Source organism: Thermoactinomyces sp. CICC 10522, from assembly GCF_016055075.1.
Taxonomy (GTDB): Bacteria; Bacillota; Bacilli; order Thermoactinomycetales; family Thermoactinomycetaceae; genus Thermoactinomyces_A; species Thermoactinomyces_A daqus.
Window position 1 is genome coordinate 49,080 of record NZ_JAECVY010000006.1, and the last position, 13,255, is coordinate 62,334.

Here is a 13,255-nt window from a genome sequence, read left to right on the forward strand (position 1 = left end):
ATCACATCTCCATCATTAACAATTTCGGGCTTTCCAAGACTTGTTTCAAACGTCCGATAAACCGTGCAGCAACATCCCCGTCGATCAGGCGATGGTCAAAGCTCAAAGATACATGCAGGATGGAACGAACGGCAATTTCGCCATTGTGAACAACCGGTTTCTCTTTGATTGCCCCGATACCGAGAATCGCAACTTCAGGATAATTGATGATCGGTGTGAAGAATTCACCGCCAAAACCGCCGAGGCTGGAAATGGTGAAGGTGCTGCCTTTCAGTTCACTCGGATCCAGCTTCATTTCGCGGCCGCGTGCAGCCTTGTCGGCAATTTCTTTGGCCAGATCAAACATCGATTTGCGGTCGGCATCGCGAATGACAGGAACCATAAGGCCATTGTCCGTTGCCGTGGCCAAGCCGATATGATAGTAATGTTTGATCACAATCTCCTGTTTTTCATCGTCAATGGATGCATTCAGAGTCGGGAACTCACGCAGGGCGGCCACGACCGCTTTGATGAAGAACGGTAGATAAGTAAGTTTGATGTTGCGCTCTTGAGCAACGGATTTGCCCCATTTGCGCAATTCGATCAGTTCGGTTACATCGAATTCGTCCATCAGGGTAACATGCGGAGCCGTATGTTTGCTCTCGACCATGCGCGTGGCAATCGTGCGGCGAATGCCTTTGAGCGGAATCCGTTCCTCGTTTCCGGTCGTTTCGATCGGTGTTTTTTGCGCAGGTGCTGCCGCGGGCACTTCCGGAGCCGGTGCTTCCGCTTTTTGCTCTGTAGCCGGTTGAACCGCGCCTCCCTCGGCAAAGCGTTTGACGTCTTCGGCCAAAATCCGCCCGTTTTTGCCGGAACCTGTCACTTGTGTAATGTCAACACCCAGTTCACGCGCCAGTTTGCGAACGGACGGCATGGCGCTCACATTGCCGCGTTTGGCGGCAGGCGCTTCCGCTTGTGCTTCCTGTTTCGCTTCTGCCGGTTTTTCCTCTTTCGTTTCAACCGATTCTGCCGCTTGTTCCCCGGCAGCCTCTTCTTCTGCTACACCTTCGGCATCAATGACGGCGATGGTGGAATGAACCAAGGCGATCTCGCCTTCTTTTACTTTAATCTCTTTCACAACCCCTGTCACCGGGGAGGGAATTTCCACTACCGCCTTATCGGTTTGAACTTCGGCAAAAATATCGAATTCTTGAATCCGATCGCCTTCTTTGACATGCAACTTCACGATTTCGCCTTCGTGGATCCCTTCACCCACATCCGGCAACTTAAACTGATATGCTGCCACGATAGTTCCTCCTGTTCTAACTTCAGATCATCGGGCAAAAGGAGGCGGTGACCAAACCGGAAGTCACCGCGGATAGACTGTGTCCGCCCGAACTACACAGCCGTCATGGGAAGACAAATCATTAAAAATCAAGAACTTCGTAGATGCCTTTCACAACGCGGGAAGCATCCGGAATCCACTCTTCCTCAATCAGCGGGAAGGCGAGGACCGTATCCGGCGGAGCAACGCGTTTGACCGGTGCATCCAGTTTCAAAATGGCATTTTCATTAATTTGCGCAATCACTTCGGCAGCAATACCGGTACTGCGCGGAGCTTCCTGCACAACGATCGCACGGCCGGTTTTTTCAACCGAGTTGATAATGGTTTCGGTATCGAGCGGGCTGAGCGTCCGCAGGTCGATTACTTCCACTTTGGCTCCTCTTTCTTTTTCCGCAATTTCAGCGGCTTTCAAAGAGGTGTGAACCATGGCGCCGTAGGTGATGATGGTCACATCGGAACCTTCGCGAACCACGTTTGCTTTCCCGATCGGAACAGTGTATTCTCCTTCCGGCACTTCATCCTTGAGAGAGAAATACAATTTCAGATGTTCGAGGAAGAAAACGGGATCGTTGTCACGAATGGCCGAAATCAGCAATCCTTTGGCATCATATGGATTGGACGGGCAAACGACTTTCAATCCCGGTGTTTGCGTGAGATAACCTTCCAAGCTGTCCCCGTGAAGTTCCGGTGGTTTCACCCCGGCACCAAACGGAGCGCGGAATACGATTGGTGCTTGGTAACGGCCGCCGGAACGGTAACGCATCCGCGGAGCTTGGACACAGATGGAATCCATCGCTTCAAAAATAAAACCGATGAATTGGATTTCCGCAACAGGACGGAATCCCTGGGTAGCCAAACCGATGGCCAAACCGCCGATTCCAGACTCAGCCAAAGGAGTGTCAAACACACGGTCTTCCCCGAACTCTTTGGCCAAGCCGTCGGTAACGCGGAACACACCCCCGTTAACCCCTACGTCTTCACCGAATACGAGCACGTTCGGATCCCGTTTTAATTCCACGCGCAGGGCATCGTTGATTGCTTTTACCATTGTCATCTTTGGCATGGTTTATTTGCCCTCCTTCGTATACTCTGCTTTCTGTTTTTCCAGATGCGGAGGCGTGATTTCGTACATGCTGTCGATCAGGCCGGCAATGGTCATTTTCTCAAATTTATCCGCTTTCTTCGCCGCATCCGCCACTGCTTGTTTTGCTTCTTCAATCGCACTTTCTTCATCTTGTTCCGTCCACAGGCCTTTTGCTTCAAGGAAGCGGCGGAAACGTACCAACGGTTCCCGTTCATCGTACTCAGAAGGTTCATCTTTGGAACGGTAACGGGTCGGGTCATCCCCGGACATCGAGTGAGGTCCAAGACGGTAGTTGAGTGCCTCGATCAAGGTCGGGCCTTCTCCGTTGCGCGCGCGTTCAGCGGCATCGGCCACCGCTTTGTACACAGCCAATACGTCAAAGCCATCCACTTGGATGCTGCGGATTCCTGCGGCGACACCTTTTTGGGCAACGGTTTCCGCCGCCGTCTGTTTGGAGAACGGTGTGGAAATGGCATAACGGTTATTTTGCACGACAAAAATGGCAGGCAATTTGTAAACGCCGGCAAAGTTCATCGCTTCGTAGAAATCACCTTGCGAGCTTCCGCCGTCACCGGTAAAGGTAATGACCACCTGTTTCTTGCCACGGCGTTTCAGCCCCATTGCCACACCGGAGGTTTGCACGTATTGCGCCCCGATGATGATTTGCGGCATCAGGACATGAACATCTTCCGGGATTTCTCCTCCGTGCTGATGGCCACGCGACCACAGAAACGCCTGATACATCGGATAACCATGCCAGTAGAGCTGCGGAATGTCACGGTAACCCGGCAGGATGTAGTCATCTTTGTTCAGCGCAAACTCACTGCCGATCATGGTTGCTTCCTGTCCGGAAACCGGAGCATAGAAGCCCAGCCGTCCTTGCCGCGCCAATCCTACGGCACGTTGATCCCATACACGGGTAAAGACCATTCTTCTCATCAATTCCCGAAGCTGTTCATCACTCAGCCTCGGCATTTGATCCTTGTTGATTACTTTCCCTTCTACCGACAGGATGGAAAACGGCTCGATCCGCTCAAGGCGAACCTCTGCGTTTCCATACCCCTTTTCACGCTGTTTGGTTTTGGCCATGGTTTTACTCACCTCAATCAGTATAAGTATCAGCGGTCGTGAAAGCGTTTCACTGTTATAACTAATTATGAGTTCTGTTTTAAAACAGTGTTACAAATCATTTTAAATCTGTTGATTTTATTAACACTTTCCCCAATGAAACAAATGGCCTTTCTTCAATAATACAACTCCACGAAAATTTGTCAATGAACCTTCCGGTTATTTCGCTGGCCTACCATCGCTCTCCTCCCCGTGAAACCCGGTGAAAATGCGCGGTGTGGACAAATTTCGCCACTCAAAATTTACGTTCTGCCAATGGTTGGCTGTCTTTCTTTGAACCAGGCTGTTGATTCTCTTTTATATTACCCCCGAATCAAAATCCCCTTTATGAAAAATTGAAAATAAAAATTCTCATTAAATACGGAATTAACGGTCTATTATATCCCCCCGGCCACAGCTTTTATGAAAATATTTTTTACTTAACACAAATCGTTCAACTGGAACGAACTAATAAAATATTTATATCAATAGCAATATACCCTTTATATTGAAAATAACTCAGCATTTAGAGTACAATGATTTAAAGCGAAAATGGCAGCAGTAAAATTAAAAGAGGTGACCCGGATGTACAGCTGTTTTGTTGCGGATCCTCCCAGCAGCTAATCTCCTTTCATCAATCTCATTGATGCAGACTCAGGTCCCAACACCTGAGTTTATTTCTTTTACAAGACCATAAAAAGAAGGAGACGACCAAATCGTCCCCCTATATATCCAATCAATCTATCGCGGCAGCGACAGCTTTTCCTCGCTCTCCTCGTTCCGGGTCAGATGCGGAGAAACGAAAATGCGCGAAATGCGCAACTGATCCATCTCCTCCACTGTAAACATCCATCCGTCATAGGGCACTTGGTCCCCCACTTCCGGGACTTTGCCCAATGCGGAAAAGAGCCATCCTCCGATGGTGTCATTATCGGGATCTTCTATATTGATATCAAAATACTCATTCACATCTTCGATCAGCAGGCGCGAATCAATGGAAGTATTCTCCCCTCGCTTCTGGAACTGCGGTTTTTCATTATCAAATTCGTCCTGGATTTCCCCGAAAATCTCCTCGATGATATCCTCTGTTGTCACCAGGCCCGCCGTTCCTCCGTACTCATCGACGACGATGGCCATCCCTCCCCGGTTCTTTTGCAGGTTGACCAAAATATCCTTCAATTCCATCGTTTCCGGAACAACCGTCACCGGGCGAGCCAGCTCTTTCAGGTTCGGTGTTTTCCCTTCAGATAATTTATTGTAAACATCCCGTATGTGAATAATCCCTTGTATATCATCCTTGTCACGCCCGCACAGCGGAAAGCGGGTATGATAGCTGTTCTTAATAATATTAAAGTTCTCCTCAAACGTATTATCCTGAAACAAACACTCCATCTTTACCCGCGGAACCATCACTTCACGGGCGACCCGTTCCGTAAAATCGAAGACATTATCAAACAATGTCAACTCTGTTTGGTCGATCACACCGCTTTTGTGGCTCTGTGCGATCAACATGCGAATCTCCTCTTCCGTATGTGCCTGCTGCGTTTCGTTGAATTCGATGCCAAACGCTTTTAATGCCAGGTTGGCACTGTAATTCAGAATGAAAATAAACGGTTTGAACAAGCGGTAAAATAAATGAAGCGGGACTGCGGTCCACAGGGTAATCGATTCCGCTTGGCGAATCGCGATCGACTTCGGCGCCATTTCCCCAAGCACAATATGCATAAAGGTAATAATGGAAAAACCCATCGCAATCGCAATTGTATGAATAAGCCAATCCGGGGCGCCCACATACGCCAACACCGGCGAAATCAGTTTGGCGACGGCCGGTTCTCCGATCCACCCGAGCCCCAGGGAAGCAAGCGTAATCCCCAGTTGGGTAGCCGACAGATAGGCATCGAGATTGGCCAGAACCCGTTGCGCCACTCTCCCCCTCCGGTTCTCAATCTGTGCGATCCTGGTTGATCTCACTTTGACGATCGCAAATTCAGCCGCCACAAAAAAACCGTTTAATAAGACGAGCAGGACAACGAAAAACAAACGTATCAGACTACTGGCAACATCATCCAATTTTTGCCTTCCTCCCAGACAAATGAAAAATGAAAATGGAGCAGATGAAAATCTACCTTTCTATCTATTATATAGAAACACGCTGACAAGAAAAATATTAACTTCGGCAGAAAGATTCATTCCTGCCTTCTGCCTCTGGGCCGGGCTGGTTGATTTCCTCTGTTCAAAAACAGAGCAAACAAAAAAGGACCCGTCTGAATGGGATTCAGTTCATTCGAAGAAAGAAATCGCCGCCCCAATCGGCGAACGACACAGGGCGGTAATTTTCCTCTTGATGTTAAGATATGATGGCAACGTAAATAAATACATAAATACATCTCACAATTCACAATCACAACCGAAGGTGAGATTTAATCTTATCCATTGTCATTTGGAACAAGGATGTCAGGCTTTGAGAGTGGAAACATCCCCGCCTGAAGTTCTCTCATCCCCCAAACTGAAGTCACAGGTCTCTTTCTCGTGAAGTGATAAAACACCGCCGCCCGCCGGATCGCTCGTTTCCGGAAGTCGGCGGTGTGAATTTTTTCTGTGAAGTCAATGCAGCCGGGATCAGGAACCCGCGGACCCAGCCTTGAGTGTTTTCAGGTGGTGTATCTGCGTTCCAATATGGTTTACGCTTTGGCAAGCGCCCACTTTTCGATGGCATAGGCGACTCCGTGTTCCGAGTTGGACTTGGTTACGTATTTGCAGACGCGTTTCACTTCATCATCGGCATTGCCCATGGCCACGCTGTAACCGGCAATCTTCATCATCGACAAATCATTGCGGTTATCTCCGATCACCATCACCTGTTCAAGCGGAATCCCCAGCTTTTCGGCATAGAGAGCCACTGCCTTTCCTTTTTGCGCCTCGGGATGGTTCACCTCGATATTATTTTCGGCAGAGGCGGTCACAATGACGCCGCTTAGTTCTTCCGCCTTTTTCCGGGCTTGCTCCAGCTTATCCGGTTCCATGGAAAAAGCGAGGATTTTATAGATTGACGCATCGGGGTTTTGCAGAGCATCTTCAACATGTACCCCGGACACACAATAATGTTTCAAGCGGTCAATGGTCGCTGATTTCAAAACATCCGGGTCAACCTCAGGGTTTGCGCTCTTCACCCGATCCAGTTCCACTTTTAAAAGATCAAAGCCTCGACGGCTGGCATATAATCCCTGATCCGTATAAGCCTGATGGTAAATGCCGATCTCTTCAAACCTTTGATGCAGCATTTCCGCCTGTTCCCGACCCAGCGGAATCGATTGAATCCTCTCTCCGTCCCGGGTTTGGATACAGGCACCGTTTAAGAAGATCAAGGGACATTTCAATCCCGCTTCCTCGACCACTTCCATGGCCGAGCGGTAGGGACGGCCCGTCGCAATCATCACCTGCACGCCGTGTTCCTCAGCCAAACGAAGGGCCCGTTTATTTTCCTCACTGACTTTTCCTTCCTCATTTAAAAGGGTTCCGTCCAAATCACTGACAACCAGTTTAACCACGCTCTTCACTCCCTCGATGTTAGTGAGTCACCCGAATCTATATTGTAACTCAATTTCCAAAAACGATCATGAACTTGATGAAGAAGCATGCCAGCCGCAAATCATGTATAATAGGAACAGATTCAGAAGAATAAAGGATGATCGTCATGCACGAAGAGATGCCAACAACCGCTCCTCGTCTGTGGGGAGATAAACGTTACCATACATGGAACCATCATCTGCGCAGCCTGTTCGGGCAAAAAGTGTTCAAGGTGGCTCTGGATGGCGGCTTCACTTGTCCCAACCGCGACGGAAAAGTGGCCATCGGCGGCTGCACCTTCTGCAGTGCCCGCGGTTCCGGTGATTTTGCCGGCAACCGGCGCGATGATTTATTAAAACAGTTTCAAGAAGTGAAAGACCGAATGCACACCAAATGGCCGGACGCCAAATATATCGGCTATTTTCAAGCATTCAGCAACACGTATGCCCCGGTGGAAGTCTTAAAAGAAATGTACGAGCCGATCCTGGAGCAGGAAGGAGTGGTCGGTCTGGCCATTGCCACCCGCCCCGACTGCCTCCCGGATGATGTCGTGAAATATCTGGCTGAACTGAATCAACGCACTTATCTTTGGGTCGAACTGGGTCTGCAAACCATCCACGAATCCACCTCAAAGCTCATCAATCGCGGTCATGATTTTGCCTGCTTCGTCGAAGGTGTGGAAAAACTCCGGCGCCACGGCATTTATACATGCGCCCACATCATCCACGGTTTGCCGGGGGAAACAGAAGAGATGATGATGCAGACGGTGGAAGCCTGTGCCCATATGGATATTCAGGGCATTAAAATCCATTTGCTCCATCTGTTGAAGAACACGCCGATGGTGAAGCAATACGAAGCAGGGCTGGTGCAATTCCTGGAAAAAGACCAGTACGTTCGCCTTGTTGTCGATTCGCTGGAGATCCTTCCTCCCGACGTGATTATTCACCGCGTGACCGGTGACGGACCACCTGACCTTCTCATCGGTCCGATGTGGAGCACAAAAAAATGGGAAGTACTCAACGCGATCGACGATGAGTTGAAACGCCGCAATACCTGGCAAGGGAAAAAAGCACAGCCGCGGCGGGGCATTCAGCTTCCGGGCAACATCAGGGAGTGATCCGTCATGATCCTCCCTTCCATTTTGCAAAGCGCCCGCCACTACATAAAACAAGCCTTGCCTCCCGGCGGTTTCGCGATTGACGGAACGGTCGGCAACGGGTATGATACCCTTTTTCTGGCTGAAACAACCGGGCCGTCCGGAGCCGTATTCGGCTTTGACATTCAGCAAGCCGCCCTGCAACAAGCAAGGTGCCGTCTGGAAAAAGCGGGACAGCTGGAACAGGTTCGTTTGTTTCATGCCAGCCATCATCGGATGGGAGAGGAACTTCCCCCCCGATTGAAAGGAAAGATTCATGCCGCCATGTTTAATCTCGGCTACTTGCCACACGGGGATTCATCCGTCATCACCCGGAAAGAAACAACCATTCCCGCCTTGCAAACGGCACTGGATTGGCTCAAATCCGGCGGCATTCTCACCTGTGCACTGTATACCGGACATCCCGGCGGCCAGGAGGAAGCGGACCACGTCATCCGTTTTGCCACAGGCTTATGTCCGAAATCCTATCAAGTGCTGTGGCAACAGCTGATCAATCGGAAGCAAGCCCCTTCGCTGGTCATAATCGAAAAGAGGTAAACCCGATAAATGAAGCAAATCAGTTCGGTCCCTCCCATTCCAGGCCCGTGAAAGCATGTTGCAGGCCAGGTCATGGTGCCTCCCTGAACATCACTGCGTTCCGAACGGTCAGTCAGCAGAGAGGCACCTCTTCCCCTTTTGCGATTGCCTGAACTTCCATCCGGGGTTGTGCGGCGCTTCCGATGTAAAGTTCAGATTCTCCCGGCAAGGATGCAGGCATAAAAAAACATCTTCCCCTCTGGAAGATGTTGCTCTCTTAATTTCTATCGGTTTCTTCTTTGCTTCGCCGCAAGTGCGCTCAAGCGTTCTTCGCTGCTCTTCATCCATTTTTTCATCATATCTTCGAAATCAGCAGGGCTTTTCCGTCCACCGCGACGATCGCCGCCTCTGCGTTCCCGCTGACGGTCATCCTGGAGCGCCTTTATCGACAAGGAAATCTTTCCTGACGGATCAATCGAAAGCACTTTTGCTTTGACTACCGCACCGACCTGCAATTCGTCTTCAACTTTTTCTACATACTTTGTCGAGATCTGAGAGATGTGAACCAAACCGGTTTCACCCGACTCAAGCTTGACGAACGCACCAAATGGTTTGGTAGAGATCACCTCTCCCTGTACGACGGCCCCTTCCTTTAACTCGCTCATTATAACACTCCCGAAGTGGAATTCATTCTGTACAAAGGTACCATTTATTTTTGTAAAAGTCAATGGGTATTAATACCTAGAAACAATTTCCTTAAGCTTTATGACAATCTCCACATATTACTTCCATCTTATTCCCAAACCAATTAAATATAAACGTTTTTTCAAGCATCGCCCGATTCGGCATTTGGTTCATCACGATTCGGAATCAGCGGCAATTAAAAATAACATATTCACCATCTGTATACCATTATGTTATACTATTTATTGATTCGGTATATCATAAATCGCGATTCCAACATAAAATTGCAAAAATAAAAAAGGTGGATGTTACGTATGAGTATGGTAATTCCCGCAAACAGCGGCTCAACCTTTAAGCTTGGCGCCAAAGTGCACTATCAGCTGACTGTCGCCGAACTGGTCGAGCAAGCACTCAAGCGAAATGAAGCGGTTCTCACAGCGAACGGTGCCTTACGGGCCACGACTGGCTCTTTTACCGGACGTTCCCCCAAGGATAAATATATCGCAGCGGACGAATCAATCAAGGAACAGATTGACTGGGGACCGGTCAACCAGCCGATGGAACCGGAAACATTTGCACTTCTTTTCAAACACATGCAAGATTACTTAATGGAAAAAGATGTTTTTGTTTTCGACGGATTTGCCGGAGCAGATCCAACCTACCGCCTTCCGGTACGCGTGATCAACGAATACGCCTGGCATAATCTGTTTGTTCATCAATTGTTTGTCAGACCGACAAAAGAAGAGCTGCAACAGCATAACCCGGAATTTACCGTCATCTGCGCCCCCGGTTTTAAAGCAGACCCGGCCGTCTTTGGAACCCGCTCGGAAACAGTCATCGCAATCAGCTTTGCCCGTCGCATGGTGCTGATCGCCGGGACGGAATATGCAGGGGAAATGAAAAAGTCGATTTTCAGCGTTATGAACTATTTGCTGCCGGAATACGGGGTAATGCCGATGCACTGCTCCGCCAACATGGGAAAAGACGGAGATGTCGCTCTCTTCTTCGGGCTTTCCGGCACCGGCAAAACCACCTTGTCCGCTGACCCGGAGCGTTTTTTGATCGGAGACGACGAACACGGCTGGTCAGACCAGGGCGTATTTAACATCGAAGGCGGCTGCTACGCCAAGTGCATCGGTTTAAATCCCGAGAAAGAGCCGCAGATCTGGAATGCCGTAAGTTTTGGCACAGTGCTGGAAAATGTGGTGCTGACAGCAGACCGATCCCCGGATTACAAGGATGACACACTTACGGAAAACACGCGTGCTGCCTATCCGGTTGATTATATCCCGGGAGCGGTAAAAGAGGGGCGCGGCGGGCATCCCAGCGTGATTCTGTTTTTAACCGCCGATGCTTTTGGCGTTCTGCCCCCGATCTCCAAACTGACACCGGAGCAAGCCATGTACCATTTTCTGTCCGGCTACACCAGCAAACTGGCGGGAACCGAGCGTGGCGTGACAGAACCCGAAGCCACTTTCTCCACTTGCTTCGGAGCTCCCTTCCTGCCTCGCCCGGCAGAAATGTATGCTGAGATGCTGGGCAAAAAAGTGGCCGAGCATCAGGTGGAAGTATATCTCGTCAATACCGGCTGGACGGGAGGACCTTACGGAATCGGCCGCCGGATGGATCTCCGTTTTACCCGCGCGATGGTTCATGCCGCAATCAAAGGGCAGCTTCGCGATGTGGAATATATCGAAGACCCGATCTTCGGCCTTTCAATTCCCGTCTCTTGTCCCGGCGTGCCTGCCGAAATCCTGAACCCGCGCAATACCTGGGCCGCCCCAGCGGAATATGATCAAAAAGCGCGAGAACTGGCCAAGCGCTTCCATCAGCATTTCGCATCCTTTAGAAATGTGAGCGATTCCATCCGCCAATCCGGTCCCAGATTCGCCGACTGAACCGGAACAGCCAACAGATCAAAAACGGTCTGTTGGCTTTTTTTCGTAAAGGGGCATCACGTCCCCTCATCCTCGGCACTCCATTCACATAGACTTAATCATTTTTTAATGGAACAATGTTTAACTTGCAATAAAACTATAATATTGATATGATCTCAACAGTAAAATATAGGGTTTTATTGCTATAGGAAGGGAAGCGACTTATGACAAGACCCGTAGTAATTGGAGTGGCCGGAGGAACCGGTTCGGGAAAAACGACCGTAGCCAAAAAACTGGTTCAGCAGTTTGCTGAATCGGTGGTTTACCTGGAGCAGGATTCCTACTATAAAGATCAATCCCACCTCACCCTGGAAGAGAGAAAAAAAACGAATTACGACCATCCGCTCGCCTTTGACAATGATCTTTTGTACTCCCACATCCAGCAGCTTTTAAATTACTGTCCCATTGAAAAACCGATTTACGATTACAAGCTCCACACCCGGGCCAAGGAAACCGTCGTTCTCAATCCCAGGGATGTCATCATTCTCGAAGGGATTCTCATCCTCGATGACGAACGTTTGCGCAGCCTGATGGATATTAAGGTGTTCGTGGACACCGATGCTGATGTGCGGATTTTGCGGCGGATCGAGCGGGATATCCAGGAGCGTGGGCGAACATTTGAATCGGTGATGGAACAATACTTAAATGTTGTGCGCCCGATGCACCTGCAATTTGTCGAACCGAGCAAGCGCTACGCCGATCTCATCATCCCTGAGGGCGGTCACAACCAAGTGGCGATCAATCTGTTAATCAATCAGATCCGGACCTTTCTCCGAATTGCCGATACGATCTGAAAGCCTTCCAATCCCGACTTGGAGGGCTTTTTCTGTAAAGTGCGTCACAAGCCGGGGCATCATGCCCGCCTTTCCTTCCTCATTTCAAGATTTCATCCCGGGTTATGCCGAAAAGACCTGATTGCTTAGCGGCGCAAATTGTAACAATGTCAGGAATACGTTAAAATATCCTTTGATTTCACTGATATCATCACCTGTTGATCAATCCAATGCGAACATAAACGGAGAATCCCGTTGACCGCGAGCGAGTCGGGGGATGGGATTCGGAGCTGATCAATCGCAAAACCGGGAGGAGAAACCGTTGAAAACGTTAGAAACCCAATCACTTCAAGCCGCCCGCAAGGAAATTTTGACTCACGCTTTGCTGTCGCATCTCCATACAGAGGGAAATGTGCGAATCTTTATGAAGCACCATATTTTTGTGGTATGGGTTTATATGTCTTTGCTTAAAAAATTGCAACAGTCATTCACTTGTGTCTCCCTGCCCTGGCTGCCGCGGACAAATGCTTCATTTGCCCGCTTTCTCAATGAATTGGCCGTCTGGGAAGAAACCGACAAAGACGGAAAGGGCAACTATGCCAGCCATTTTGAAATTTATTTTCAAGCCATGGAGGAAATGAAAGCAGACACGAATCCGATTGAGACATACCTGCAAATGTTGCAGGCTGGCTACCATCCGGTCGAGTCGCTGTTTCAGAGCGAAATCCCGCCTTCTGCTGCTGATTTCACCAAGCAGTGTCTTGAACTTGCCGGCAATGGTCAGTTGCATGAAGTCGCCTCTGCCTTCTGCTACGGATACGAATATTTGGTGCCGGAACTGTATGCCCGTCTGGCCAAAAGCTTTTCCAAAATCTCCGTTTCAGAGCGGCTCATCTACTTTCTCAATCGCCATACCCAGATTAGCTCCAACAAACGGGCCCCGATCGCGGAGAATTTGCTGCTCACCCTGTGCGGGGAAGATCCGGTCAAGATCGGGCAGGCCGAAAAAGTGGCGCACGCCACACTGGCGGCCTGGCGCGGAGTGTTGGATGGAATCCTGGCCGAAATCAAGCGCCAATGAAAAAGAACCCGGGGCCAATCCGGGTT

Annotated in this window: 11 protein-coding genes; 5 read left to right on the top strand and 6 right to left on the bottom strand. The window is 49.6% G+C overall.

Going from position 1 to position 13,255, the window contains the following annotated elements:
* Position 1 precedes the first annotated feature (1 nt).
* From I8U18_RS10230 to I8U18_RS10250, 5 genes are all read right to left on the bottom strand, one after another.
* Positions 2–1,285 (bottom strand): dihydrolipoamide acetyltransferase family protein, encoded by a 1,284-nt coding sequence (locus I8U18_RS10230; protein ID WP_198055876.1) that lies wholly within the window; start codon positions 1,283–1,285, stop codon positions 2–4.
* A gap of 121 nt (positions 1,286–1,406) precedes the next feature.
* Complete coding sequence (locus tag I8U18_RS10235; protein WP_033100116.1) at positions 1,407–2,387, bottom strand: alpha-ketoacid dehydrogenase subunit beta; 981 nt, start codon at positions 2,385–2,387, stop codon at positions 1,407–1,409.
* A 3-nt stretch (positions 2,388–2,390) separates the two neighbouring features.
* The gene (pdhA, locus tag I8U18_RS10240) at positions 2,391–3,497 is read right to left on the bottom strand and encodes a pyruvate dehydrogenase (acetyl-transferring) E1 component subunit alpha (RefSeq protein ID WP_198055875.1); all 1,107 of its coding nucleotides are present in this window, start codon (positions 3,495–3,497) and stop codon (positions 2,391–2,393) included.
* 759 nt (positions 3,498–4,256) lie between these two features.
* The gene (locus I8U18_RS10245) at positions 4,257–5,585 is read right to left on the bottom strand and encodes a hemolysin family protein (RefSeq protein WP_232330913.1); all 1,329 of its coding nucleotides are present in this window, start codon (positions 5,583–5,585) and stop codon (positions 4,257–4,259) included.
* 611 nt (positions 5,586–6,196) lie between these two features.
* Positions 6,197–7,063 (bottom strand): Cof-type HAD-IIB family hydrolase, encoded by an 867-nt coding sequence (locus tag I8U18_RS10250; RefSeq protein WP_033100115.1) that lies wholly within the window; start codon positions 7,061–7,063, stop codon positions 6,197–6,199.
* Positions 7,064–7,209: 146 nt separating this feature from the next.
* Between I8U18_RS10250 and mnmL the strand changes: the two genes are divergently transcribed.
* On the top strand, positions 7,210–8,199 hold the full coding sequence (gene mnmL / locus I8U18_RS10255; RefSeq protein WP_052154031.1) for a tRNA modification radical SAM protein MnmL/YtqA: 990 nt from the start codon (positions 7,210–7,212) through the stop codon (positions 8,197–8,199).
* Positions 8,200–8,205: 6 nt separating this feature from the next.
* Positions 8,206–8,775 carry a tRNA 5-(aminomethyl)-2-thiouridylate-methyltransferase MnmM gene (gene mnmM, locus I8U18_RS10260; RefSeq protein ID WP_033100114.1) on the top strand — a complete coding sequence of 190 codons (570 nt, stop codon included), beginning with the start codon at positions 8,206–8,208 and terminating at the stop codon, positions 8,773–8,775.
* A 263-nt stretch (positions 8,776–9,038) separates the two neighbouring features.
* On the opposite strand, the gene I8U18_RS10265 is transcribed toward mnmM, so the two are convergent.
* Entirely contained in the window at positions 9,039–9,419 is a 381-nt protein-coding gene (locus tag I8U18_RS10265; protein WP_033100113.1) for a S1 RNA-binding domain-containing protein, read from the bottom strand.
* Positions 9,420–9,752: 333 nt separating this feature from the next.
* Between I8U18_RS10265 and pckA the strand changes: the two genes are divergently transcribed.
* From pckA to I8U18_RS10280, 3 genes are all read left to right on the top strand, one after another.
* Positions 9,753–11,336, top strand: coding sequence for a phosphoenolpyruvate carboxykinase (ATP) (gene pckA / locus I8U18_RS10270; protein ID WP_198055874.1), 1,584 nt, complete (start codon positions 9,753–9,755; stop codon positions 11,334–11,336).
* Between the two features lie 203 nt (positions 11,337–11,539).
* Positions 11,540–12,169, top strand: coding sequence for a uridine kinase (gene udk / locus I8U18_RS10275; protein WP_033100112.1), 630 nt, complete (start codon positions 11,540–11,542; stop codon positions 12,167–12,169).
* 301 nt (positions 12,170–12,470) lie between these two features.
* Positions 12,471–13,229 (top strand): DUF3050 domain-containing protein, encoded by a 759-nt coding sequence (locus I8U18_RS10280; protein WP_160173817.1) that lies wholly within the window; start codon positions 12,471–12,473, stop codon positions 13,227–13,229.
* Positions 13,230–13,255: the final 26 nt, after the last annotated feature.